The organism is Streptomyces sp. NPDC059010 (assembly GCF_042740355.1).
Classification (GTDB): Bacteria; Actinomycetota; Actinomycetes; order Streptomycetales; family Streptomycetaceae; genus Streptomyces.
Genome location: NZ_JBHYJA010000009.1, coordinates 11,490 through 35,438, shown reverse-complemented (window position 1 = coordinate 35,438; position 23,949 = coordinate 11,490). Strand labels below are relative to the sequence as shown.

General features: G+C 72.0%; 19 protein-coding genes. 14 read left to right on the top strand and 5 right to left on the bottom strand.

What is annotated here, in order from left to right:
* Positions 1-16: 16 nt before the first annotated feature.
* The 12 genes from ACFWYS_RS11315 (at position 17) to paaE (ending at position 16,272) form a co-directional block, all read left to right on the top strand.
* Positions 17-361 carry a hypothetical protein gene (locus ACFWYS_RS11315; RefSeq protein ID WP_384765929.1) on the top strand — a complete coding sequence of 115 codons (345 nt, stop codon included), beginning with the start codon at positions 17-19 and terminating at the stop codon, positions 359-361.
* Complete coding sequence (locus ACFWYS_RS11310) at positions 358-750, top strand: GPW/gp25 family protein (RefSeq protein ID WP_384765927.1); 393 nt, start codon at positions 358-360, stop codon at positions 748-750. The genes ACFWYS_RS11315 and ACFWYS_RS11310 overlap by 4 nt, the downstream gene beginning before the upstream one ends.
* Entirely contained in the window at positions 747-3,863 is a 3,117-nt protein-coding gene (locus tag ACFWYS_RS11305; RefSeq protein ID WP_384765926.1) for a putative baseplate assembly protein, read from the top strand. The genes ACFWYS_RS11310 and ACFWYS_RS11305 overlap by 4 nt, the downstream gene beginning before the upstream one ends.
* Positions 3,860-7,702, top strand: a complete 3,843-nt coding sequence (locus tag ACFWYS_RS11300; protein ID WP_384765925.1) for a putative baseplate assembly protein — start codon at positions 3,860-3,862, stop codon at positions 7,700-7,702. Before ACFWYS_RS11305 ends, ACFWYS_RS11300 begins: the two co-directional genes overlap by 4 nt.
* Positions 7,702-9,888 (top strand): hypothetical protein, encoded by a 2,187-nt coding sequence (locus tag ACFWYS_RS11295; protein WP_384765923.1) that lies wholly within the window; start codon positions 7,702-7,704, stop codon positions 9,886-9,888. Before ACFWYS_RS11300 ends, ACFWYS_RS11295 begins: the two co-directional genes overlap by 1 nt.
* 75 nt (positions 9,889-9,963) lie before the next feature.
* Positions 9,964-11,520 carry a DUF6519 domain-containing protein gene (locus ACFWYS_RS11290; RefSeq protein WP_384765922.1) on the top strand — a complete coding sequence of 519 codons (1,557 nt, stop codon included), beginning with the start codon at positions 9,964-9,966 and terminating at the stop codon, positions 11,518-11,520.
* Positions 11,520-12,407, top strand: a complete 888-nt coding sequence (locus tag ACFWYS_RS11285) for a peptidoglycan-binding protein (RefSeq protein WP_384765921.1) — start codon at positions 11,520-11,522, stop codon at positions 12,405-12,407. The genes ACFWYS_RS11290 and ACFWYS_RS11285 overlap by 1 nt, the downstream gene beginning before the upstream one ends.
* 158 nt (positions 12,408-12,565) lie before the next feature.
* Positions 12,566-13,513 (top strand): 1,2-phenylacetyl-CoA epoxidase subunit PaaA, encoded by a 948-nt coding sequence (gene paaA / locus ACFWYS_RS11280; protein WP_384765920.1) that lies wholly within the window; start codon positions 12,566-12,568, stop codon positions 13,511-13,513.
* On the top strand, positions 13,510-13,815 hold the full coding sequence (gene paaB, locus ACFWYS_RS11275) for a 1,2-phenylacetyl-CoA epoxidase subunit PaaB (protein ID WP_384765918.1): 306 nt from the start codon (positions 13,510-13,512) through the stop codon (positions 13,813-13,815). The genes paaA and paaB overlap by 4 nt, the downstream gene beginning before the upstream one ends.
* 10 nt (positions 13,816-13,825) lie before the next feature.
* Entirely contained in the window at positions 13,826-14,653 is an 828-nt protein-coding gene (gene paaC, locus ACFWYS_RS11270; RefSeq protein ID WP_384765916.1) for a 1,2-phenylacetyl-CoA epoxidase subunit PaaC, read from the top strand.
* Positions 14,647-15,156: a 1,2-phenylacetyl-CoA epoxidase subunit PaaD gene (gene paaD, locus ACFWYS_RS11265; protein ID WP_384765915.1), complete on the top strand. Its 510-nt coding sequence runs from the start codon at positions 14,647-14,649 to the stop codon at positions 15,154-15,156. The genes paaC and paaD overlap by 7 nt, the downstream gene beginning before the upstream one ends.
* Positions 15,157-16,272: a 1,2-phenylacetyl-CoA epoxidase subunit PaaE gene (paaE, locus tag ACFWYS_RS11260; protein WP_384765913.1), complete on the top strand. Its 1,116-nt coding sequence runs from the start codon at positions 15,157-15,159 to the stop codon at positions 16,270-16,272.
* Between the two features lie 109 nt (positions 16,273-16,381).
* Here the strand turns inward: paaE and ACFWYS_RS11255 are convergent, their stop codons facing one another.
* Complete coding sequence (locus tag ACFWYS_RS11255) at positions 16,382-18,547, bottom strand: hypothetical protein (RefSeq protein WP_384765911.1); 2,166 nt, start codon at positions 18,545-18,547, stop codon at positions 16,382-16,384.
* Positions 18,548-18,581: 34 nt separating this feature from the next.
* On the opposite strand from ACFWYS_RS11255, the gene ACFWYS_RS11250 reads away from it, so the two are divergent.
* Entirely contained in the window at positions 18,582-18,758 is a 177-nt protein-coding gene (locus tag ACFWYS_RS11250; RefSeq protein ID WP_384765910.1) for a hypothetical protein, read from the top strand.
* 63 nt (positions 18,759-18,821) lie between these two features.
* On the opposite strand, the gene ACFWYS_RS11245 is transcribed toward ACFWYS_RS11250, so the two are convergent.
* Positions 18,822-19,214 (bottom strand): DUF5997 family protein, encoded by a 393-nt coding sequence (locus tag ACFWYS_RS11245; RefSeq protein WP_384765908.1) that lies wholly within the window; start codon positions 19,212-19,214, stop codon positions 18,822-18,824.
* 84 nt (positions 19,215-19,298) lie between these two features.
* Between ACFWYS_RS11245 and ACFWYS_RS11240 the strand changes: the two genes are divergently transcribed.
* A complete protein-coding gene (locus ACFWYS_RS11240; RefSeq protein WP_384765907.1) occupies positions 19,299-20,087 on the top strand; it encodes a LysR family transcriptional regulator substrate-binding protein in 789 nt (262 codons plus the stop codon).
* Positions 20,088-20,092: 5 nt separating this feature from the next.
* Here the strand turns inward: ACFWYS_RS11240 and ACFWYS_RS11235 are convergent, their stop codons facing one another.
* The 3 genes from ACFWYS_RS11235 to ACFWYS_RS11225 all read right to left on the bottom strand — a co-directional run bounded on the left by ACFWYS_RS11235 (position 20,093) and on the right by ACFWYS_RS11225 (position 23,820).
* Positions 20,093-20,422 carry a TfoX/Sxy family protein gene (locus ACFWYS_RS11235; RefSeq protein ID WP_384765905.1) on the bottom strand — a complete coding sequence of 110 codons (330 nt, stop codon included), beginning with the start codon at positions 20,420-20,422 and terminating at the stop codon, positions 20,093-20,095.
* Positions 20,423-20,431: 9 nt separating this feature from the next.
* On the bottom strand, positions 20,432-20,893 hold the full coding sequence (locus tag ACFWYS_RS11230) for an SRPBCC family protein (protein ID WP_384765903.1): 462 nt from the start codon (positions 20,891-20,893) through the stop codon (positions 20,432-20,434).
* Between the two features lie 92 nt (positions 20,894-20,985).
* Complete coding sequence (locus ACFWYS_RS11225) at positions 20,986-23,820, bottom strand: beta-L-arabinofuranosidase domain-containing protein (protein ID WP_384765901.1); 2,835 nt, start codon at positions 23,818-23,820, stop codon at positions 20,986-20,988.
* Between the last annotated feature and the right edge of the window lie 129 nt (positions 23,821-23,949).

The window sequence follows — 23,949 nt, the reverse complement described above, 5'->3', positions numbered from 1 at the left end:
CGGGGGAAGGAAGAACGTGTCCGGGACATCCGGGAGTCTGCTCGACGCCAACGCCGTGATCGGCTGCCCGCACGGCGGTCGCGTCACCGCCGCCAGCTCACCGTCCGGCGGCGTACGCAGCGCGGGCGCCGCCGTAGCCACGGCCGCCCACAGCTACGTCGTCACCGGCTGCCCGCACACCGTGAACGGCGTGCCCACGCCCTGCGTGACGGTCCGCTGGACCGCCGGCAGCACCGGCATCACCGTCGACGGCGCGGCCGTACTGCTCGACACCACCGCGGCCGAGTGCTTCACAGCCGCCTTCGTGCCGCAAGGACCACCCGTCGTCCAGGCCGCGCAGCGAAAGGTCACCGTCCGATGAGCCGCCGAACCAGCCAACGCCCGCGCAGCGACGTCGCCTTCCCCTTCCACCCCGACCGCCGGGGCCGCACCGCGCACGCCACCCACGGCGAGCATGTGCACGACCTCATCGAGCAGTTGCTGTTCACCAGCCCCGGCGAGCGCGTGATGCGGCCCGACTTCGGGTGCGGGCTGCTCGACCTGGTCTTCGCGCCGACCAGTCCCGAGCTGGTCAGCACCCTCGAACTCTCCGTCCAGGCCTCGCTCCAGCGCTGGCTCGGCGATCTCATCGACGTGGAGGCCCTCGACGTGATCAGCGAGGACAACGTCGTCCGTGTGTACCTGTCGTATGTCATACGCGCCGACGGTGCGCGCCGCGACGACGTCTTCGAAGGGAGGGCCACGGCATGACCGGTACGACCACCACCTCCCGCCGGGCCAAGGTCCGCGCCGCCCAGCTGAACGGAGTCGACTCCGTCGAGGTCGGCGACGACGGTCTGCTGCTCACCGTCACCTTCCTCGGCAAGGCCCCGCACGGCCTGGTCCCCGAGAACGTCCGCATCGACGGCGGCCGCCGCATCACCGGCATCACCGCCGTGGACGTCAGCGTGGAGCGCGAGGAGGACGCCGAGCTCGACGACCGGCTCTACGTCACCCTCGACAAGGCCGGCGACACCTCCCGCTACCGGCTCTCGCTCGTGGAGACCGATCCGTACGGCCGCCCGGGCACCGAGCCCTTCCGCGGCTTCGACCAGCGCTACCACAGCGCCACCTTCGTCTTCCGGCCCGACTGCCCGACTCCCTTCGACTGCAAGGAAGACGGACGGCCCGGCGCCGACTTCCCGTCCGCGCCCGTCATCGACTACACCGCCCGCGACTACGACACCATCCGCAAGCTGCTCCTGGACCGGCTCGCGCTCACCACCCCGGACTGGGTCGAGCGCAACCCCGCCGACCTGGGCATGACCCTGGTCGAGCTGCTCGCCCACACCGGCGACCAGATCAGCTACCAGCAGGACGCGGTCGCCACCGAGGCCTATCTCGACACCGCCCGGCGTCGGGTCTCCGTACGGCGGCACGTGCGGCTCATCGACTACGCGATGCACGACGGGTGCACGGCGCGCGCCTACGTCGCCGTCGAGACCGCCGGCGACCACACGCTCGCCCCGGGAACCTTCCGTTTCGCCTCCGTCGACGTCCGCACCCTCGACCCGCACGACCGCCCCGAGCCCGGCACGGTCGTCGACGAGGCCGACCTCGGCGACCTCGACGAGCGCGGCTCGGTGGAGGTCTTCGAACCCGTCGTCACCGTCGACCCGCTGGAGCTGCGCGTCGCGCACAACGCGATCCGCCTGTGGACGTGGGGCGGCGAGGTCTGCACCCTGCCGAAGGGCGCCACCGCGGCCACACTGCGCGACGAGTGGGTCGACCAGGAGACCTGCCGGGAGCGCCGACTCGACCTCAGGCCCGGTGACCTGCTCGTCCTGGAGGAGGTCAGGGGCCCGCGCACCGGCACCCCCGGCGACGCCGACCCCGGCCACCGGCAGGCCGTACGCATCACCTCCGTCACCCCGGCCGTGGACCGCATCGAGGACCAGCCGGTCCTGGAGGTCACCTGGGACGCCGGGGACGCCCTGCGTTTCCCGCTCTGCCTCACCACGCGCGGCGGCCGGGACTGTCTGCCCGTCGAGGACGTGAGCCTCGCCCGCGGCAACGTGGTCCTCGTGGACCACGGCCGTACGCTGCACGGTCTGCCCGAGACGTTCACCGTCCCGCAGGTGCCCGCCGAGGTCGCCCCCTGCGACCCTCCCGCCTTCGGCTGCCACGACCGCGAGGAGGGCAACGCGCCCGCCCGGCTCATCAACTCCCTCACGGACAAGGCCGAGTCCGGCGAGGCGCTGGCTCCGGACGACGTCCGTGAGCTGTTCCAGGTGGTCGGCGAAGCGGCGGCCAACCGCGCCGGAATCGGTCTGGAACGCGCCGGTCAGCGGCATGAGCGTGTCGTGCCCGGCACCGCGTACGCCCAGGCCGCCGCCCTGCGCACACTGCTCGCCCAGTCGGTCTACCCGGGCATCCAGCCCCGGTTCCGTCCCGTTCTCGACCGCGCGCCCGTGGTGCAGGCGGTCCCGTTCCCGGACCTCGGCACCGTCGCCGCCGGACAGGCCGAGCGGATCGGCGCGATTCCGGGGCGGGTACGGCAGCGGCTCGTCGAGCTGTGGCGCAGCGCCCGGGACCGGGACGGCCTCGCGGACGCCGAGATCGCCGAATTGACCGTGATCTACGGGCTGCGGATCCTGGAGCGCATCGAGCTGCGCCGCCATCCCGTCCGTGCCCTGCGTGAACTCCTGTTCCGCAGCGACCAGTTGCTCGACGCCAAGCTGCGCCGGATCGAGGTCCTGACGGCGCGCGCCCGCGCCGGCACCGTCCTGGACGGGCACATCGCCTGGGAGATCGCCCACAGCTGGGGGCCGTCGTACGCCGCCGGACTGCACCCCGAGGAACTGGTGCTGCGCGGCTCCGCGACCGCCGCGCTCGACCAGGACCCGCGTCGCGCCCTGCCCGCCGTACGCCTCCACACCGGTGAGGACGAGGTCTGGGAGGCGCGCCGCGACCTGCTCGACGGCGGACCGCGCGACCGGCACTTCGTCGGTGAGCTGGAGGACGACGGCCGTCTCGCCCTGCGCTTCGGCGACGGACGGCACGGTGCCAGGCCCACGCCCGGGTCCCGGCTCGTCGCGCACTACCGGCTCGGCGGCGGAACGGCCGGCAACGTCGGCGCCGAGGCCATCAACCACCTCGTCGTCCAGTCGGACTGCGATCAGCCGCCCGCCGCCGTGGTCCGCAACCCGCTGCCCGCCGTCGGCGGCACAGAACCCGAACCTGTCGAGCAGGTACGCCAGTTGGCCCCGCTCGACCTGCGCCGCACCCGGCTGCGCGCGGTCACCGCCGAGGACTACGCGGCCTTCGCCGCCGCCCTGCCCGGCGTCCAGCGCGCGGCGGCGGAGCTGCGCTGGACCGGCAGCGTGCAGGAGGCGCACGTCTCGGTCGACGCGTACGGCACCGCCGCCCCGTCGGCCGAGCTGCTCGCCTCGGTCGCGCAGGCGCTGGAGCCGTACCGGCGCATCGGCCACGACCTCGTGGTCGGAGCCGCGCGTCTCGTCCCGCTGGACATCGCCCTGACCGTCTGTGCCAAGCCGGGCCACCAGCACGGGCAGATCCTGGCCGAGCTGTACCGCGTCCTGGGCAACGGCCGCCTCGCCGACGGGCGCCTGGGCTTGTTCCACCCCGACGCGCTGACCTTCGGCGAACCGGTGCGGCTCAGCCGGCTGGTCGCCGTCGCGGCTGCCGTGTCCGGCGTGGAGAGCGTCGAAGTGACCCGGCTGCGGAGGCTGTTCGAGCCGGACCGAGGAGAGAGGGAGGACGGCGTGCTGCGGCTCGGCCCGCTGGAGATCGCCACCTGCGACAACGACCCCGACCGGCCGGAGAACGGCCGGCTGGCGATTTCCCTGGGAGGTGCCCGATGACGGAGATCCCCATGACCGAGGGCACGATCACCGACGACTGCGGCTGCGGCGGCGCCTGCCGCGGCGGCCACGACGAGCGCCTCGCCCCGGCCCCCGTGCACAACCCGCCCGGCCGCTCGGCGCTCGACTACCGCGTCGGCGAGTACGGCTCCTTCCGGGCCGCCCTGCTCGACCGCCTCGCCTCACCGGCGTACCCCGCTCTCAACGGCCTGACCGTGCGCACCCCGGACGACCCGGCGATCGGCCTGCTCGACGCCACCGCCGTCCTCGGTGACCTGCTCACCTTCCACTCCGAGCGCATCGCCGACGAGGCCTACATCCGCACGGCCAACGAGCACCGCTCCCTGGTCCTGCTCGGCCGTCTCGTCGGCCACCGCCCGCGCCCCGGCGTCGCCGCCGCCACGCATCTGGCGTACACGCTGGAACGCGACCCACGCGCCGAGGCCCTGTCCGTGCTGATCCCCCGCGGCGCCCGCAGCCACAGCGTGCCCGCCTCGGCCGACGAGCAGTCCCTCACCTTCGAGACGAGCCGCGACCTGACGGCCCGCTGGGACTGGAACGAGCTGAAGGTACGCCGTCGGCGCCCCTCCCTCGTCACACCCGAGGACCTGGAGCGCCGCTCGGAGCTCTTCGTCGAGGGCACCGCGAACTCCCTCCAGACCGGCGACCAGCTGCTCTTCGTCTTCGGTGAACAGGCGGGCGGTGAGCGCAAGTTGCTGCCGGTCGCGAAGGCGCGGGTCGACCGGGAGGACGAGATCACGGCGATCTCCCTGCCGAAGTCCGCGCCGCCGACGCTGAAGGAGCTCGTCGACGAGGTGCGGCGCTGGACCGCCGACCCCGCGGTGCCGGGCGAGCCGGGCGATGAGCCGCCGACGCCGGAGGTGCCGAACCCTCGGCCCGTCAGTCGGCTGATCGAGGACTTCGAGGATCAGGTTCTCGCGCCGCTGCGAGAGGATCTGGACGAGATCAAGAGTCCTGAGCGGCTGGCGGCGCGGCTTGTGGAGCCGGTTGCGCGTCTTGGTGAGGCTCAGGTGTTGGCCGAGCCGTACGAGGATGTCGCCGCTTGGTTCGAGCAGTTGGAGGCGGTGCTGGCCGAACTTGGCGAGCGCGCGTTGGAGTTGGCACCGGCGCAGTCGGAAGAGGCAGGTAGTCGGTCGTCTGCTGCGCCGTTGGGGCTGGTCGCGCCCCGCGGCGGAGCCGCAGATCGATACAGCCCCGCGCCCCTTGAGAACAACGGCGATGCGCGTGCCGCTGCTCTTCAAGCCCTGGGTGCTGTACTTCCCGCCCTGCACGCCTCCGCCCCCGCCCCGCGCGGCGGCAGCGGCTCCCAGCGACCCGGTACCGACACCGCCCGGCTGCTCTCCGCGCTCAACCCCTCCCTCGGCACCCTGTACCCGGCGTGGCGCACTGCCGCCGCCCCCGGTACTCCGCAGCTTCTGCGGGAACTGCTCGCCCTGCGGGTCACCGCCGCTCCCTTCGGTGCCACGGCCCCGCTCAAGCCGGTTCAGGACGACCGCGGGCGGGTCATCCGTACCGCCGACTGGCCGCTCACCGGCGCCGTCCTGGTCAGCATGCGCGTCGTGTACGACCCGGCGGGCCGGACGCAGGTGCGGGCCGAGTTCCAGTACGTCGAGGGCAGCAACTCCGACCAGCGGGCGGAGAACCTGCCCGTCGCCCAGCCGGTCCGGTTCGACCTCGGCACCGGCAAGGTCGACCTGTCCGGGGTCGGCGCGCAGGACCGCGAAGTGCACTGGCTGGGCCGCCGTGCCGCGGACGCCCAGGAGGTGGGGGTGCGGGCCCGGCTGCATTCGGGCCTGCCCGAGCAGACCCTGTTCGTGTCCGGGCCGGACGACGACGGACTCGTCCATGTGAAGGTCGGTGACGCCGCGCCGGTCGCCCTGCGCCCGGGCGACAACAAGCCCCTCCACCTGGGCGAGTACGAGATCAGCCTCCGGTACACCGCGGGCAGCACCGAACCCAACGTCGAGATCGTGATCGCCAGCAAGCCGGAGCCGCTCAACCGCCGCGTCCTCCAGCTGGACACGGTCCACACCGGCATCACCGTCGGCAGCTGGGTCGCGATCCAGCGCCCCGCCAAGGGCGCCGAGAACGGCATCCCCGGCGACAAGAAGCTCGCGTTCGTCACCACCCAGGTCGTCGCGGCGCGTACGGCGGCGTACACCAACTACGGCATCACCGGCCGCGGCACCGAACTCACCCTCGCCGACCCGTGGCTGGACGAGTTCGACGTCCTGCTCTCGCACATCCGCGACACCACCGTCCACGCGGCCGGAGAGCCGCTGCGCCTGGCCGACGAACCGCTCGGCGAGGACGTGCACGGCAACGAGATCGAACTCGCCGGCCTGTACGACGGGTTGCGGCCCGGACGCACGCTCATCGTGGGCGGTGAGCGCAGCGACATCCCGGGAACGGCGGGCGTCCGGGCCACCGAGGTCGTCACGATCGCCGCCGCCGACCCGGCCGTCGACCCCCGGCTGCCCGGCGACCACGTCCACACCCGGCTGACCCTGACCGCCGACCTCGCCCACCGCTACCGCCGCGAGACGGTCAGGATCCTGGGCAACGTCGTCGAGGCCACCCACGGCGAGAGCCGCGAGGAGGCCATCGGCAGCGGCGACTCGGACCGCGTGAACCAGACGTTCGCGCTGTGGCAGTCCCCGCTGACCTGGCTCGCCGACGACAACCCCCTCGGTGCCACCCCGGTCCTGGAGATCCGGGTCGACGGCGTCCAGTGGCACGAGGTCGACAGCCTCGCCGGACGCGGCCCGGTCGAGCGGGTCTACATCACCGGTTCCACCGCCGACGGCCGTACCACGGTGACCTTCGGCGACGGCGTCAACGGCGCCCGGCTGCCGTCCGGTCACGAGAACATCCGCGCCCGCTACCGCTTCGGCACCGGCAAGGCCGCCAACGTCGCAGCCGACCGCGTCACCCAGCCCCTGACCCGGCCGCTCGGCGTCACCCAGGTGACCAACCCGCGCCCGGCGAAGGGCGGCGCGGACGCGGACGGCCCCGGCCTGACCCGCCGGACGATCCCGCTCGCCGTGTCGGCACTGGACCGGCTGGTGTCCGAGTCCGACTACGAGGACTTCGCCCGCTCCCGCGCCGGCATCGGCCGGGCCGCCGCGCGCGAACTCTTCGACGGACGACGCCGGGTGCTGCACGTGACGGTCGCAGGTACCGACGATGTGCCGATCGACGGTGACTCGGACACCCTCAGGGCTCTGCGCGGTGCGCTCACCGAGTACGGGGACCTGAACCTCACCGTCCGGGTGGACGTGCGCGAGCTGGTCCTGCTGCTGATCGCCGCCAAGGTGAAGGTCGCTCCCGACCACGCCTGGGAGATCGTGGAGCCGCGCCTGCGTCAGGCGCTGCTGCGCCGACTCGGCTATGAGGGAAGGGAGTTGGGCCGCCCGGCCCGGCTCTCGGACGTCCTCGCCACCGCTCACTCCGTGCCCGGCGTCGACTACGTGGACGTCGACGTCTTCACCGGCGTCCCCGCCTCCGCCACCCCCGAGGAGCTCACCGGCATCCTCACCGACCCCGGCCCGCCCAGGGCCTCGGTCCCGGCGCACCCGGCGACGTACGACGAGAAGGTCCACACGGTCCGCGCCGCGAACGGTGAGACGCTCTCCGAGATCTGCGCCAAGTACGGCGTCCCGCTCGCCGAACTCCTGCGCCTCAACCCCGACATCACCGACACCCGGCGCCTGGCCAAGGGCCGTTCGGTGTTCGTCTTCCGCGGTATCCGCCCGGCCCAGCTCGCGATGCTGTCGCCGAAGGCCGCGGACACCCTGATTCTGACGGAGGTCAAGTGATGTCCCCGGACGTCCAGTTGGAGACCGCTACCCCGGCGACGGCCTCCAGGGAGCCCGACGGTCTCGCCGCGCTGCTGCCCCGCTGGCATCTGCTGCGCGACGCCGAGGAGGGCGAACCGCTGCGTGCGCTGCTCGCGGTGATCGCCGAGCAGCTCGACCGGGTCCGCGACGGCGTCCAGCAGGGCTACGAGGACCAGTTCGTGGAGACGGCCGCGCCCTGGGTGCTGCCGTACCTCGGCGACCTGGTCGGCTATCGCACCCTGCCCGGCTACGAGCGGGTCCTGACCACCGGTCTGCACGAGGGTGGCCGTGCCGCCCTCGCCGAGGCCGTCGCCCCGCGCGCCGATGTGGCCGCCACCGTGGCCAACCGCCGCCGCAAGGGCACCCTGCACCTCCTGGAGGAACTCTCCGACCAGGTCACCGGCTGGCCCGCCCGCGCCGTCGAGCTGTCCCGGCAGGTCTCCCACACCCAGCCCGTGAAGCTGTACGGCGACACGGGCGTCCACCGCGGCACGCGCGGGCGGCTCGTCGACCTGCGCGACAACTCCGCGCTCGACCTGGCGGGCGGCCCCTTCGGCGCGACGGCGCGTACGGTCGACGTACGGCGGGCCAACTCCCGGCACCGGCAGGGTGGTTGGACTCCGGCCGGGGTCGCGCTGTTCGTCTGGCGGCTCAAGGCGCACTCCCTCACGCAGTCCCCGGCGTACTGCATCGACCGCGCCCGCAACCTCTACACCTTCTCGATCCTGGGCAACGACACCCCGCTGGTCACCAAGCCGTTCCCGGAGCCGTCGCCCACGCACATCGCGACCATCGACAACGTCCCGGCGTTCATCACCCGCCGCCAGCTCCACGACCGGCTCACCGACTACTACGGCCCCGGCAAGAGCCTCGTCATCCGGCGCGACGGCGAGGACCAGCCCGTACCGCCGCAGGACATCGTGGTCGCCGACCTGTCCGACTGGCGCTATCGGCCGGGGCGCGGGCAGGTCGCCGTCGACCCGGAGCTCGGGCGGATCGCGTTCGGGGCGCGGTCGGCGCCGCGGCAGGGCGTGTGGGTGGACTACCACTACGCGTTCGGCGCGGACATGGGCGGCGGCGAGTACGACCGCCCCGACCGCGAGCCGCGTCCCGAGGCGGACGTCTACCGGGTCGGGCCCGGCCAGCAGTACCGGCAGATCATGGACGCCTACCGGGCCTGGCAGCACGACCGGCGCGCCGACCGGACCGGCCCCGACGGCATCATCGAGATCACCCACAGCGGCGCCTACCAGGAGCAGCTGGACTTCGACCTCGACCCCGGCGACCGCCTGGAAGTCCGGGCCGCCGAGGGCACCCGGCCGGTGATACGGCTGCTCGACTGGTACAGCAACCGGCCCGACGCCCTCAACATCCGCGCGGTGTCCGAGGACTGCGCCCCGCACGAGCGGCCCCGCCTCGTCCTCGACGGGCTGCTGGTCGCCGGTCGCGGCATCAACGTCACCGGCCCCATGGGCGCCGTCGTCGTACGGCACTCCACGCTCGTGCCCGGCTGGTCGCTGGAGCCCGAGTGCGATCCGCACTCGCCGGAGGAGCCCAGCATCGTCCTGGAACGCACCACCGCGTGCCTCCAGATCGAGCACAGCATCCTCGGCACCATCGAGGTCATCGGCGACGAGGTGAGCGAGGAACCCCTCGACATCCACCTGCGCGACAGCATCCTCGACGCCACCGGTCCCGGCCGAGAGGCCCTGTCCGCGCCGGACTGCCGCCACGCCCACGCGGTGCTGCATCTGCACCGCACCACCGTGATCGGCGAGATCTTCACCCACGCCGTGGAGATCGCCGAGAACTCCGTCCTCACCGGCCGCCTCCATGTGGCCCGGCGCGGCATCGGCTGCATCAGGTACTCGTACGTGCCGCCCGGCTCGCGCACCCCGCGCCGGTACCGCTGCCAGCCCGACCTGGCCGGGCCCGGACAGGCCGGACGCGTAAGGCCGTTGTTCACCTCCGAGCGCTACGGGACGCCCTGGTACGGGCTGCTCGCCGACCGGTGTGCCGAGGAGATCCGGCGCGGCTCCGACGACGGCGCCGAGATGGGCGCCTTCCACGACCTGTACCGGCCGCAGCGCGAGGACGGCCTCAGGGCACGGCTCGCGGAGTACACCCCGGCGGGCACCGACGCCGGGATCTTCTTCGTGACGTGAGGCGGGACATGAGCCAAGACATGCGCGCCGCCGTAAGCCCCACCCGCACTTTCCTGAACCAGGGGGACCCCCTTCATGCACGCTGATCTCTCCCGCCTCACGTTCCGCCCGCAGCGGCGCTACTCGGCGGTCATCGCCCAGCAGGGGCGCGTCCAGCTCGACGCCGACCTCAACGAGCAGACCGCGATCCAGCTGCACCAGGCCCGCACCCTCGCCGCCGACCTGATCGGCCGGCACGGCGGGCCGCGCGACGCCGCGGGCTTCAAGATCCAGTACGTCGGCGGCAAGCACGACATCGACACGCTGCACATCCACGGTGGCCGCTACTACGTCGACGGCATCCTGCTCGACGCGACCCGCCCCGCGCCCGGCGTGCCGGTCCCGGACGAGGACGCCGAGGACTCCGCGGAGCAGGACACCGCCGCCCCGCCCGCGTACTGGACCTACTGGGACCAGCCCGACGGCTTCCGCGACCCGGAGAAGCCCGGCGACCGGCTGCCCTCGCCCGCCACCTCGCCGTTCGTGGTCTACCTGAGCGTGTGGGAGCGTGCCGTCTCCGCCGCCGAGGACCCGGCGCTGCGCGAGGTCGCGCTCGGCGCCGCGATGCCGGACACCGCAGCCCGCGTGAAGGTCGTCTGGCAGGTGCTGCCGCTGTCGCTGGCCGCGCTGGAGATCGAGGACGGCAACCCGTCCAAGGAGGTCGTCCGGGCCGCCTTCGACAAGTGGGCGCAGAAGCAGGCCACACCCACCGCGCGCCTCGCCGCCCGCAGCGAGCGGCCCGACCACGCCGACGAGGACCCCTGCCTGGTCAAGCCGGACGCCCGGTACCGCGGCCAGGAGAACCAGCTGTACCGCGTCGAGGTGCACGCGGGCGGTGAGGCGAAGGACGCCACCTTCAAGTGGTCCCGCGAGAACGGCTCGGTGGTCTTCCCGGTCGACGAACTCGACGGCACCTGGGTGCAGTTGGCGTCCCTCGGCCACGACGACAAGCTGGACTTGGACGTCGGCGACCACGTGGAACTCGTCGACACCGCGTACGCCTCCCGCCTGGAGCCCCTGCCGCTGCTGCGGGTCGAGGAGCTGGACCTGCCGGGCCGCCGGGTCCGCCTGAACGCCGAGCCCGACCAGTCCGTCGGCCGGCTGCCCCACCTCAACCCCTTCCTCCGGCGCTGGGACCACCACGAGGGACCGAGGCGCAAGGGCCGTACGACCGCCCTGAAGGGCGGCGCCGTGCCCGTCACGGAGGGGGAGTGGCTGCCGCTGGAGGACGGCGTCGAGGTGTACTTCGCCAAGGGCGCCTCCTACCGCACCGGCGACCACTGGATCATCCCCGCCCGCACCGCCACCGGCGGCGTCGAGTGGCCCGCCGACCCGGCCCGGCGCCCGCTGCTCCAGGCCCCGGCCGGCATCGTCCGTGGCTTCGCGCCGCTGGCCCTGGTCAAGGGCGAGGACGGCACCGTCGACCTGCGCCTCGCCTTCAGCCCGCTGGCCAGCAGCATCCCGGCCGCCGACGAGGCGACGCTCGCCGCGGAGGAGCACGCGCGCCGTGAGGAGCAGCTGGCGGAGGACCCGTCGGGCGGGAGGTCGCAGACCACGGCCGATGCCGAGGCGGCGGCGGAGGGAGACGAGTAATGGCCAAGCCCCTGAGCGCGTCCAAGTTGGTGGAGATACTCCGCGCGGAGGGCCTCACGGTCCACGAGGTCCGCAGCTGGCGCACCCACAACCGCAACAGCAAGGGCCCCTGGGGCCCGGTGAACGGCGTGATGATCCACCACACCGTCACCAAGGGCACCGAGAACTCGGTGAACATCTGCTACAACGGCTACTCCGGCCTGCCCGGCCCCCTCTGCCACGGCGTCATCGACAAAGAGGGCCACATCCACCTCGTCGGCAACGGCCGCGCCAACCACGCCGGCCTCGGCGACAGCGACGTCCTGCGTGCCGTGATCAACGAGTCCGGACTGCCGCACGACAACGAGGCCGACACCGACGGCAACGCGCACTTCTACGGCTTCGAGTGCATCAACCTCGGCGACGGCAAGGACCCCTGGCCCGAGGTGCAGAAGGAGGCCATCGAGAAGGTCTCCGCCGCGATCTGCCGGCACCACGGCTGGAGCGAGCGCTCGGTCATCGGGCACAAGGAGTGGCAGCCGGGCAAGCAGGACCCGCGCGGCTTCACCATGGACGGGATGCGCAAGCGCATCGCGCAGCGGCTGAAGGGCGGCGGGGGAGGCGCCCCCGAGCCGGATCCGAAGCCCGCGCCCAAGCCGAGGCTGGAGCCCTTCCCGGGCAGCGGCTTCTTCCACCTCGGCCGGAAGTCCCCGATCATCACCGCCATGGGCCGCCGTCTGGTCGCCGAGGGGTGCGGCCGCTACGAGGAGGGCCCGAGCCCCGAGTGGACCGAGGCCGACCGCCGCTCCTACGCCGCCTGGCAGCACAAGCTCGGCTTCAAGGGCAAGGACGCGGACGGCATCCCCGGCAAGGTCAGCTGGGACAAGCTGAAGGTGCCCAACGTGTGACGGTTTCTCCCCGCCACCGCGCGGCCCAGGTACCCCTCGGGGGTGTCCTGGGCCGTCTTTGTGCACGTCAAGGGTCTTGCCCGGCCATCGGAAACAGGTCACACTGGTACCGAACGAATGGTCGGTTGGGAAGCGGTCGGTTGGGAAGCTGGTTATCGATGACGGAGCAGCTGCAGGAGCACTTCGAGGCGACGATCTCGCGCGACCAGCGGATCGAACCGCGTGACTGGATGCCGGACGGCTACCGCAGGACGCTGATCCGGCAGATCGCACAGCACGCCCACTCGGAGATCATCGGCATGCAGCCGGAGGGGGAGTGGATCACCAAGGCGCCGTCCCTGCGCCGCAAGGCGGTCCTCTTCGCCAAGGTGCAGGACGAGGCCGGACACGGGCTGTACCTGTACTCGGCGGCGGAGACCCTCGGCACGGACCGCGCCGACCTCACCGACCGGCTGATCGAGGGCCGCCAGAAGTACTCGTCGATCTTCAACTACCCGACCGTGAGCTTCGCCGACGTCGGGGTGATCGGCTGGTTCGTGGACGGCGCCGCGATCTGCAACCAGGTCCCGCTGTGCCGCAGCTCGTACGGGCCGTACGCGCGCGCGATGGTGCGGATCTGCAAGGAGGAGTCGTTCCACCAGCGGCAGGGCTATGAGCTGCTGATGACGATGATGCGCGGCACCGAGGCCCAGCGCGAGATGGTGCAGGACGCCGTGGACCGCTGGTGGTGGCCCTCGCTGATGATGTTCGGCCCGCCCGACGACGCCTCGCCCAACTCCGCGCAGTCGATGGCCTGGAAGATCAAGCGGCACAGCAACGACGAACTGCGCCAGCGCTTCGTCGACATGACCGTCCCGCAGGCCGAGAAGCTCGGCGTCACCCTGCCCGACCCGGAGCTGCGCTGGAACGCCGAGCGCGGCCACCACGACTTCGGCACCCCCGACTGGGACGAGCTGATGCGGGTCATCAAGGGCGCCGGGCCGTGCAACGCGGCGCGGATGGAACGGCGCAGAAGCGCCCACGAAGAGGGCGCCTGGGTGCGGGAGGCGGCCACCGCCCACGCGGCCAAGCAGGCCGCCCGCGCGGAGAAGGGAGCGGTGGCATGAGCACCGAGAAGTCGTCCGATAAGCAGGGATGGCCGCTGTACGAGGTGTTCGTGCGCGGCAAGCGCGGGCTGAACCACGTCCATGTGGGCTCGCTGCACGCCGCCGACGACCGGATGGCGCTCACCCACGCCCGGGACCTGTACACGCGGCGCAACGAGGGCGTGTCGATCTGGGTGGTGCGCTCCGAGCACATCACCGCCTCCACACGCGACGAGAAGGACCCCTTCTTCGAGCCGAGCGCCGACAAGGTCTACCGCCACCCGACCTTCTACGACATCCCCGACGACGTCCCGCACATCTGAAGGAGAGGGCATGAGTGACGACCACGTCTATCTGACCCTCGCCGAGGGACACGAGGACGACTCCCGCTGGGCCTACGGCACCGGCTTCGAGGACCCGCTGCACGGAGTGGACACCACCGTCCCCGAGGGCGTCGACGGCGGTCGACTGGCCGCCCTCTGCGTCGCGTTGGCCGACGACGCCCTGGTCTCGGCCCAGCGTCTGGGCGAGTGGGTCACCCGCGCCCCCGAGCTGGAGGAGGAGGTGGCGCTGGCCAACATCGGCCTCGACCTGCTCGGCCAGGCCCGCCTGCTCTACTCCCGGGCCGGCCAGGCCGACGGCACCGGCCGCGACGAGGACGCCTACGCCTACTTCCGGGACGCCGCCGACTTCCGCAACGTACGCCTGGCCGAACTGCCGAACGGCGACTTCGCGTTCTCGACCGTGCGGCTGCTGGTGCTGTCCAGCTGGCGCCTCGCGCACTTCGAGCGGCTGGCGTCGCACCCGGACCCGGTGCTCGCGGCGATCGCGACGAAGGGCGTCAAGGAGCTGGCCTACCACCGGCAGTACGCGGCGGAGTGGGCGGTGCGCCTGGGTGACGGCACACCGGAGTCGCACCGCCGGATGCGCCGGGCGCAGGAGCAAGTGTCCCCGTATCTGGGCGAGTTGTTCACCGCGTTCGACGTACGCGACGAGGTCGTCGCCGTCCTGCGCCAGGTGACCGAGGCGGCCGGGCTGCCCATGCCGGTGTACCGGCCGATCCCCGGCTCCGGCCGCGACGGCGAGCACACCGAGCATCTCGCCCCGCTGCTGGCCGAGTTGCAGGGCGTGGCCCGCGCCCACCCGGAGGCGACATGGTGACCACCCTGCTCGACGCCCGGCGCGCCCGGCACATCGCCGCGACCGTGCCGGACCCCGAGCTGCCCATGCTCACCCTGGCCGACCTGGGTGTCCTGCGAGGCGTCGAACTCACCGAGGACGGCACGGTGGTCGCGAGCCTGACACCGACGTACTCGGGCTGTCCGGCGATGGCGGAGATGCGGGCGGACGTGGCGGCGCGGCTGAGTGACGCCGGGTACGCGCAGGTGGAGATCCGTACCGTCCTCGATCCGCCCTGGACCAGCGACTGGATCACCCCGGTCGGCCGCCGCAAGCTCGCCGAGCACGGCATCGCCCCGCCGGGCCCCGCACCGCGCGGCGGCCCCGTCGCCCTCGTGCTGTCCCCCACCCGGCGCACGGTGACCTGCCCGCGCTGCGGCTCGGCGGACACCGAGGAGACCTCACGCTTCGCCGCCACCTCCTGCAAGGCGCTGTGGCGCTGCCGCGCCTGCCGTGAGCCGTTCGAGTACGTCAAGGAGATCTGAATGGAAGGCCTCACCGAAGCACAGACGGCCGCCGCGGTACGCCCGCGCACCCGCCGCCGTCCGGCCTTCCACACCCTGCGTGTCGCCGCCGTACAGCCGCTGTGCTCGGACGCGGCCGCCGTGAGTTTCGACATCCCGGCCGAACTGGCCGAGGAGTTCGCCTTCGAGCCGGGGCAGTCGCTGACGGTGCGGCGCGAGCTGGGCGGGCGGGACGAGCGGCGCTCGTACTCGATCTGTTCGCCGGTCGGGACGAGCCCGCGGATCGGCGTACGGGTCGTGCCCGGCGGTCTGTTCTCGTCGTGGCTGGTGCATGACGTACGCCCCGGCGACACCGTCGAGGTGATGGCCCCCACCGGCGCCTTCACCCCCGACCTCACCACGCCCGGCCACCATGTGCTGATCGCCGCGGGCTCCGGCATCACCCCGATGATGTCCATCGCCGAGTCCGTCCTGGCCGCCGACTCCCGCTCGACGGTCACTCTCTTCTACGGCAACCGCCGCTCCGACACGGTGATGTTCGCCGACGAGCTCGCGGACCTGAAGGACCTCTACCCGGCCCGGTTCCAGCTCGCCCACGTGCTCTCCCGGGAACCCCGCGAGGCCGAGGTGCTCTCCGGCCGGATCGACGCCGAACGGCTCGCGACGCTCATCGAGGCGCTGGTCGACGTCCGCGGTGCCGACCACTGGTGGCTGTGCGGGCCGCACGGCATGGTCCGGGACGCGCAGGGAGTGCTGGCGGGGCTCGGGGTCCCGGACGAGCGGGTCCATCAGGAGCTGTTCTACGCCGACGACGAGCCCGTGCGCGAGGTGCACCACGAGGAGGGCGGCCCGCAGGGGCCCGTCAGCCAGGTCACCATCACCCTCGACGGACGTTCCACGGCCGCGGCCCTGCCGAGGGAGCGGACCATCCTCGACGGCGCCCAACGCACCCGCCCCGACCTGCCGTTCGCCTGCAAGGGCGGCGTCTGCGGCACCTGCCGGGCCCTGGTCACCGACGGCAAGGCGGACATGCGGCGCAACTTCGCGCTGGAGCCGGCCGAGGTGGCCGCGGGTTACGTCCTGACCTGCCAGTCGTACCCGGTGTCGGAGACGCTGACGGTGGACTACGACAGCTGAGCCGCCGGTACCTCTGGTAAGAGTTGAGTGGCGAGGAAAGCGAAAGGGCTAATTCAGGGAGTTTGAGAAGGAAGCCCCTTCATGGCCTCGCCACGGCGAACGCTACCAGTCACTCCGGGATCAGGTCGCGCATATTTTCGGGGGTCACGATCCGTGAGTCCGGGTGCAGCCCGTCGGGTCGCTGAAGACCGATGAAGGTCACGGGACCCTCGGGGACCGTCCTGCCGTCCCACAGGGTCGTCGTCGTGGCGTCCAGCAGACCGGTGAGGTACCGGATCGTCAGCTGCTCGCGCTCCATGATCCCGCGCAGCAGCGTCGCCACCGACACCTGGTTCCCCTCGACCTGGTTGGCCGTCGGGCTGCCCTTCAGGTACAGGTGCAGCCACTTGGCACGCCAGAGCCCGTCCTCCCCGCGCAGGAACGCCAGCGGCAGCGCGACCCGGCCGGGACCGCGCAGCTCGGACTTCATGCGCACGGTACGCGCCTCGAACGGACGCCCCCGCTGCTCGCCCTCGCGCAGCATGAACCCGAAGAACGACTCCGCGACCTCCTCGAAGCCCTCACCGGAGTACAGGTTCACCTGCGGTACCACGAAGGTGCCGCGCACGGCGCCCAGCCGCAGGTTGATGAACTCCGAGGCCCCGTCGGGCGCTTCGGTGATGTCGCCGGAGTGTTCGCCCTCCAGCTCACCGAGGTTGGTGTACGACAGCCAGCGGACGGTCTGGTAGTCGGCGTCCAGCATCAGCGCCGACAGGTCGTAGTCGGTGTCCCGGCTCTTCTGCTTCCAGTACACGAAGAAGCGCAGCAGCTCGCCGTCGACCGGTGAGAGCGAGCCACGCGGCAGCACACCGAGGCCGGAGGAGACCGCCTTGCCGCTGAGCGGCAGCGCGACGTCGAGTACGTCCGGGTCGATCAGCAGGGGCCCCGGAGCCGGCAGCCGGCGCCGCAACTCCGCGTCGAGCGCGGCGATCAGGCGTTCCCGCTCGGCCGGCAGCACCGGCGGGCGGTCGTCCTCGGTGACCCAGGCGCGGCCGAGGCGGTTGACGAAGACACGGCGCTCGCCGGTGTCCCCGGCCCGGTTGTGCAGATGCTCGCGCACCGACAGCACGACCCGTCCGGCGACCTGCGGGGCGACCTCCTCGGCGGCGGCCACCACCGCGTCCCGCTCCTCCTGCGTGAGCGCCATGCGCAGCAGCCGGTCCAGTGCGCGGAACAGCTTGCCCGGTGCGGACTTCAGCAGCTTCACCGCGCCCGTGACGTCCTGCATGCCGAGCAGTTCCTCGACCATGCTGTCGAAGGAACGCGCCCGCTTCTCGCCCCGGGCGACCGCGAACACGTCGGCGGCGTGCGGCCACTGCGGGTGCTCGTGCGGGTGCAGCCGCTCGCCGAGCCGCTTCCACGCCTCGCGGTGCGCGGCGACGTCCGCGAGCTTGGCCGGAGCGGCGGCGACCACCGCGTCCAGGCCCGCCAGCAGAGCACGGCGCACCGGACGGGACAGCCCCCGCAAGCGCGTCGGCTCCAGCAGCGTCACGTCACCGCCCGACAACGCGCAGGCCAGCCGCAGCACATCGGTGACCGTGTCCAGCAGCGGCTCCGAACCGGCCATCAGCCGGGCCCGGTTGATCACCGCACGGTTCTCCCGGACCGGGATCTCCTCGGGCTGCGGCCCGCCGGCACACGCCTCGGCGAGCACCTCCAGATCCCGCAGGGTGTCCTCGCCGAGCGGGGTGGCGCTGCCCGCCAACGCCAGGTACAGGGCGGTCACTTCGGCATCGGCGTCGGCACCTTCGTGCAGCACCGTCAGCCGGTCGCCCGCCGCCGCGATCAGTTCCTCGTGGTGGCCGAGCATCTCGGCGTACGTGTGCTGGTAGCGGCCGTACGACGGCAGGGTCAGCAGATCGACGACGCCCTCGCTCAGCTGCTCCAGAACGCCCGGGCGCGCCGCGTCGTCGGCGAGCGCCTCGGCGACGCAGCGCATCCAGAAGTCGTACGTGTCCGGCACATTGGCCGGGAAGTCGATGAAGTAGACGTTGTGCCGCACATGGTCGCCGGTCGTCTCGCGGACCGTGTCCAGGGTGCGCACGGCGGTGTCGACGACCGTGCGCTCGGACAGCCCCGACAGCCGGGTCAGCAGCTCCGCCGAGAGCTTGAAGCCCACGGACATCAACGCGGCGTCGAACTGCCGTGCCGCGACGGCGCCTTCCCCGGCGTGGCCCACGGGGGAAGGGAGACGGTGGACGTGCCGGATGACCAGGGGTTCGAGACGGTGGACCATTCCGGGATGGTCCCAGACCCACACGTGCGTTCGCATGCGGGTTTTCGCCGGTGCACAGCCACAGCCGGTGCTCAGCCCGCGGGCGCCCGTAGCCGTCTTCCTGGTGGTCACGATCAGGGCCGGGCGGGAACCGGAGGTTCGCGAACTGCTCGCCGTGCTCGCCAGCCCCGTCCGGGCCGTCGGGTTCCCGAGTCCCGACGGCGGCCTGTGATCTGCTCCCGGAGACCATGCTGCGCAAGATGTTCCTGGGCCGGTCAGGGCGGCCCGGGCGGGGTCAGGACTCCTGTGCCGAGCGCTCGGCGTCCCGCTGCTTGATCCGGGCCGCCTCCTTGCGGACCTCGGCCTGGGTGGCGCGCTCCTTGAGCAGCCACTCGGGCTCCTCCTGCTTCAGCGCCTCGATCTGCTCGGTGGTGAGCGGCTCGGTGACACCGCCGCGGGCGAGCCCCGCGATGGAGATGCCCAGCTTCTGCGCGACGACGGGGCGCGGGTGCGGGCCGTCCAGTCGCAGTGCGCGCAGCCACTCGGGCGGGTCGGCCTGCAGCGCGTTCAGCTCCGCGCGCGTGACGACACCCTCCTGGAACTCGGCTGGGGTGGCTTCGAGGTACACACCCAGCTTCTTCGCCGCGGTCGCGGGCTTCATGGTCTGGGTGTTTTGGTGCGACGTCATGCTCCCCAGGGTATCGACTGGGTGAACGACCGCCGACCACGCCCGCCGACCCGTGCCGTCGGCCGCGGCCGGTAACCTGGCCAGGTGACAGGCTCGGAAGTACCCCCGCCCTCCCCGGAGGCCTCGCCGTCGTTCCGGCTCGCGTACGTCCCCGGAGTGACCCCCTCGAAGTGGGTGCGGATCTGGCAGGAGCGCTTCCCCGACATCCCCCTGACCCTGCACGCCGCCACCGCGGCCGAGGCGCCCGAGCTGCTCCGGGACGGCGTCGCCGACGCCGGTTTCGTACGGCTCCCGGTCGACCGTACGTTCTTCAGCGCGATCCCCCTCTACACCGAGACCACGGTCGTCGTCGCCCCCAAGGACCACGTGGTCGCCGCGGTCGACGAGGTGACCGCCGAGGAACTGGCCGACGAGGTCGTCTTCCACCCCCTCGACGACGTCCTGGACTGGGAGCGGCCCCCGGGACAGCCGGCCTTCGAGCGCCCCGCGACCACCGCGGACGCCGTCGAGCTCGTCGCTGCGGGCGTCGGCCTGCTCGTCGTACCCCAGTCGCTGGCGCGCCTGCACCACCGCAAGGACCTCACCTACCGGCCGCTCGTGGACGCCCCCCAGTCGAGCATCGCCCTGTCCTGGCCGGAGGAGGCGACGACCGACCTGGTGGAGGACTTCATCGGCGTCGTCCGCGGCCGCACGATCAACAGCACCAGGGGCCGTACGACGTCCCAGACGCCGCCCGCCACGGAGCAGCCGAAGCGCAAGCGCCCGGCCGCCAAGAACACCAAGGGAGCTCAGGGATCCAAGGCAACCCAGGGATCCAAGCGAGCCCAGGGATCCAAGGGCGCCCGGCGCGGCAAGCCCCGTCGCCGGTCGTAAGGGACTCACTTCGGCGGCAGGCCCGCCGCGAAGGCACATCCCTCGTCGATCCACGCGCCGAGCACCGCGTCGTCCGCGAGCGAGTCCCCGGCGACCAGGATCCAGCCCTTCATCGGCCGCCCCGTCATGTCGAAGATCCGCGTGCCAGGCCTGGCCAGCGCCGCGTCGGTGCCGTCCGGGCCGACGCGGACCATGAGGTCCTCGCCGCTCACGCCGACGGCCATGTTGCCGTGCATCAGGAACGCGATGCCGCCGAACATCTTCTTCTCGCTGACGCCCGTCTCCGCGCCGAGCCGCTCACGGATGCGCTGGGCGAGCCCTTCGTCGTACGCCATGAGACCCCCTCACTGATCGTGACCGTGTTCCGTCAGCCTGCGTTCCAGGTCGCGCAGGTCCTTGCCGATGTTGGTGCGGACCTGGCGGGCCATGAGTGGTGCCATCAGCCGTGCCAGGCCGCCGGGGCCGCCGCGGACGCGGATACGGGCGAGGGTGTCGCCGTCCGGGTACGGGTCGAAGGCGTAGGTGACGTGCATCGGCATCGGACCGGCCACGGACACCATGTCGAGCAGCCGGGGGAAGTCGTACGACGCCACGCGCAGCACATAGTCGATGCGCCGGCCGAGGAAGTACGCGGTCCGGGTGACCTCGGCGCCGACCCCGAAACCGCCCCCGTCGGCCTCGCGGGTCAGCTCGGCGGTCCGGATGCCCTGCGTCCACTCGGCGTCATGGCGCCAGTCCATGGCGTACTCGGCCACCTGCTCGGGAGGGAGCGGGATCACCCGCTCCGCCGACACGTCGATCGTCATGGCCCCAACTCGTGGTCGAAGGCGCCCGCTGCTGACTCCAGGATCCCCGCGTCGGGCGGCGGGCGCGCGGCGCGGGGATCAGGGTCGGCGGATCAGGGGGCGTATGTCGCCCCTTCGGCCGTACGCACGACCGTCTGCCCGTCGGCCTGGCTGAGCAGACCGGCGCCCACCCAGGCGTTCACGGTGGACCGGACGCGGGCGACCAGCGCGTTCTTGGTGCCGAACGGGGCCCCGGCCCAGATCTCGTCCAGCAGTGTGGTGCCGTCGGACTTGGCGGGGTTGGCGATGCCGGAGTCGGTGTTGCCGAAGACCACCCGGGGTTCGGAGCGCCGGAAGTAGGCGTGGGTCGGGTTCTCGGCGCCCTCGAAGAACGGGGCGAACTCGGTGCCGCCCAGCGTGAAGTGCAGCGGCTTGCCGCTCACCGGGGTGAGCGAGGGCAGCAGGTCGCCGGAGAGACCGGCGTTGCGGTAGAGGCCCAACTGCAGGTGGGTGGTGGAGGAGTTGCGGCCGACGAGGTTGATCGGCCCGTACTGGAGCGTCTGCAGCGAGGGGTCGTCTATCGCCTTCTCCACCCGCAGCCGGAAGGGCATCGAGATACGCACGGTGTCCCCGCTCCGCCACGTCCGCGACACGCTGAAGTAGCTGCCCGGCGTCGGAGTACCGCTGACCGCGCTCCCGTTGACCGTCACCCGGAACCCGGCGGTCGCCCACGACGGCACCCGCAGCCGCAGTGCGAAGGCCGCGCCGGCGCCGCCGATGGTGAGGGTGGTGCCCTGCTCCCGGGGGAATGAGGTGGTCTGAGTGACCGTCACGCCCTTGTCGGCCCAGGTCAGCTGGGACGGGCTGTACAGGTTGACGTACAGCGATGTGCCGTCGGCGGCCTTGAAGTACACCGAGTCCTGGTACTTGGTGGCGCTCTCCATGCCGGTGCCCTCGCAGCAGGTCGTGCCCTGCTTGGGCGTGAAGTCCCGCACATGCCCGGGCGTCAGCCCGATGAAGTACGTGACCAGCGGCTTCTCGGCGTCCGACTTGTCCTGCTTGGAGCCGAGGACCTGGTTGTAGAGGGCCCGCTCGTAGTAGTCCATGTACTTCGGCTGCTGCTCGTGGAAGAACAGGGTGCGGCTCAGCTTCAGCATGTTGTACGCACAGCACGTCTCGGCGTCGGTGTCGCTGATCGTGCCCGCGATCACGTCCCGCGCCTTCCAGAACTCACCGGTGCTGGTGCCGCCGATGCCGTACATGCGGTGCGGTACGACCATGCCCCAGAAGTTCCGGGCGGCGTCCAGATAGCGCTGCTCGCCGGTCGCGTCGTACAGCCGCAGGTACCCGGTGAAGATCGGTATGTGCTGGTTGGCGTGCAGTCCGTCGAGGATGTCGGTGTTCGCCGCGCAGTTGTCGATGAGCCGGTCCAGGTCGAACAGCTTGGCCAGCGCGAGGTGTTCCGCCTTGCCGGTGATCGTGTGCAGCTCGCAGATCGCCTCGACGATGCCGCCGAACTCGCCGCTGGAGAACAGCCCCCACATCCGCTGGAGGGTGGCCTCGGGCAGCTTGGACAGCCGTGCGTACATCCAGTCGCACATGCCGGACGCGAGATCGAGGGCCCGGGCGTCGTCGGTGGCGAGGTAGGCGTCCAGGACGCCCTTGAGGATCTTGTGCGCGGTGTAGTACGGCGCCCACACCTTGGTGTAGTCGCTGGTGGTCCGGGACTCCAGGTCGATGAACTGGGTCTCCGGGTACGCCGCCAGGAACCCGGGGTGGCTGGGCCCGCCCCAGGTGCGGCGCAGGGTGGCGGTGAGACCGCGGCCGGAGGCGTCGGCGAGCGTGCCGCCGGAGGTCTCGTCGAAGGCGTACGACGCCAGGTTGCCGCGACCGGCCGCGCTGTCGGCGGCCCGCCTGCTCTGCAGCTCGGTGATCTCGGCGGCGGTCAGGGCGCGCGACCAGACGTTGAACTCGTCGAAGGCGCCCGGGAAGACGGGGTCGGTGTCGAAGTTGGAGCGGCCCAGCCAGTTGTTGGCGAGGGTGCCGAGCGCGGCCGGGGTCAGCGACATCGCGGTGTTCCGGGCCACCGCGGTGCCGTTGACGTACAGCGTCCCGGTGCCGCCCGCGATGGTGACGGCGAGGTGGCTCCACTGGTTGAGGGGCAGCGCGGTGGTGCCGTTGATGCCCTGCTCGCCGCCGGGCCCGCTCGTGGTGATGGCGAAGCGCGGCACACCGCCGGCGTTGCGGCCGGCCAGGTACATGTACCGGGTGTTGTTGTTGCCGAAGTCGAAGACCCGCGCCCAGTTGCCGTCGTGCGTGGGCTTCACCCAGGCCGACAGGGTGACCGCGGAGGCGCCACCGAGGACGGCGGCGGGCAGGTCGACGTACTGGTAGGAACCGCGGACGTTCTCCACGGCGGTCCCGAACTTCCCCGCCACGCTGAGCACGGCCGGAGCCTTGCGCAGCGCCGCGCGCACATCGGTCAGTGCGCCGACCATCGTGCGGATCCTGTCGATGAACACCTGCTCACCGGTGCCGGCATAGGCCTGCGACAGCATGGTCAGGAAGTGCCCGGTGTAGTGACCGCGCAGATTGCCGTTCGCCTCACCGTCCAGCCCCTCCCAGCCACCGGGCGCCACCGCGCCGCCGGTGGCGAGCCCGGCGTTGGCACGGAAGACCTGGAGCAGCCGGTTGACGTCGTAGCCACGGGCGTGGTCCAGCATCAACTGCCGCTTGTCGGCGAAGAGTCCGGGGCGGAGAGCCACGTCGTCGAGGGCGAAGGGCTGGACGGACCAGGCGCCGGGAGCGGCGGCCGCGGCCGCCGCCGCGGTCTGCGGGGCCTCAACTGCGGCCGTGGCCCGGCCGGTTGCCGGGTAGCTGAGCGCGGGGGTGGCTGCGGCGAGGGCGGCGGCCTGGAAAAGGGATCGTCTGGAGAGGGGCGGTGCCATGTGTGCTCCTCCAAGTGGGGGGCGGGGTCGCCGGTTTCGCATGTTCGGTATTGCGAACGATGTGCGAACAGTCGACCAGACGATAGGGAGGAGACAGGTGAGGGTCAACGGGTCTGGAGCGTTTTGGTT

Excerpts from the sequence above, each read along its gene's own strand:
- ACFWYS_RS11245 (WP_384765908.1), bottom strand. The coding sequence starts at position 19,214 with ATGACGTCGCACCAAAACACCCAGACCATGAAGCCCGCGACCGCGGCG.
- paaD (WP_384765915.1), top strand. The coding sequence starts at position 14,647 with ATGGTGACCACCCTGCTCGACGCCCGGCGCGCCCGGCACATCGCCGCG.
- paaA (WP_384765920.1), top strand. The coding sequence starts at position 12,566 with ATGACGGAGCAGCTGCAGGAGCACTTCGAGGCGACGATCTCGCGCGAC.
- paaC (WP_384765916.1), top strand. The coding sequence starts at position 13,826 with ATGAGTGACGACCACGTCTATCTGACCCTCGCCGAGGGACACGAGGAC.
- ACFWYS_RS11310 (WP_384765927.1), top strand. The coding sequence starts at position 358 with ATGAGCCGCCGAACCAGCCAACGCCCGCGCAGCGACGTCGCCTTCCCC.
- ACFWYS_RS11250 (WP_384765910.1), top strand. The coding sequence starts at position 18,582 with ATGCGGGTTTTCGCCGGTGCACAGCCACAGCCGGTGCTCAGCCCGCGG.
- ACFWYS_RS11285 (WP_384765921.1), top strand. The coding sequence starts at position 11,520 with ATGGCCAAGCCCCTGAGCGCGTCCAAGTTGGTGGAGATACTCCGCGCG.
- ACFWYS_RS11255 (WP_384765911.1), bottom strand. The coding sequence starts at position 18,547 with ATGGTCCACCGTCTCGAACCCCTGGTCATCCGGCACGTCCACCGTCTC.
- ACFWYS_RS11305 (WP_384765926.1), top strand. The coding sequence starts at position 747 with ATGACCGGTACGACCACCACCTCCCGCCGGGCCAAGGTCCGCGCCGCC.
- paaE (WP_384765913.1), top strand. The coding sequence starts at position 15,157 with ATGGAAGGCCTCACCGAAGCACAGACGGCCGCCGCGGTACGCCCGCGC.
- ACFWYS_RS11235 (WP_384765905.1), bottom strand. The coding sequence starts at position 20,422 with ATGGCGTACGACGAAGGGCTCGCCCAGCGCATCCGTGAGCGGCTCGGC.
- paaB (WP_384765918.1), top strand. The coding sequence starts at position 13,510 with ATGAGCACCGAGAAGTCGTCCGATAAGCAGGGATGGCCGCTGTACGAG.
- ACFWYS_RS11295 (WP_384765923.1), top strand. The coding sequence starts at position 7,702 with ATGTCCCCGGACGTCCAGTTGGAGACCGCTACCCCGGCGACGGCCTCC.
- ACFWYS_RS11300 (WP_384765925.1), top strand. The coding sequence starts at position 3,860 with ATGACGGAGATCCCCATGACCGAGGGCACGATCACCGACGACTGCGGC.
- ACFWYS_RS11290 (WP_384765922.1), top strand. The coding sequence starts at position 9,964 with ATGCACGCTGATCTCTCCCGCCTCACGTTCCGCCCGCAGCGGCGCTAC.
- ACFWYS_RS11230 (WP_384765903.1), bottom strand. The coding sequence starts at position 20,893 with ATGACGATCGACGTGTCGGCGGAGCGGGTGATCCCGCTCCCTCCCGAG.
- ACFWYS_RS11225 (WP_384765901.1), bottom strand. The coding sequence starts at position 23,820 with ATGGCACCGCCCCTCTCCAGACGATCCCTTTTCCAGGCCGCCGCCCTC.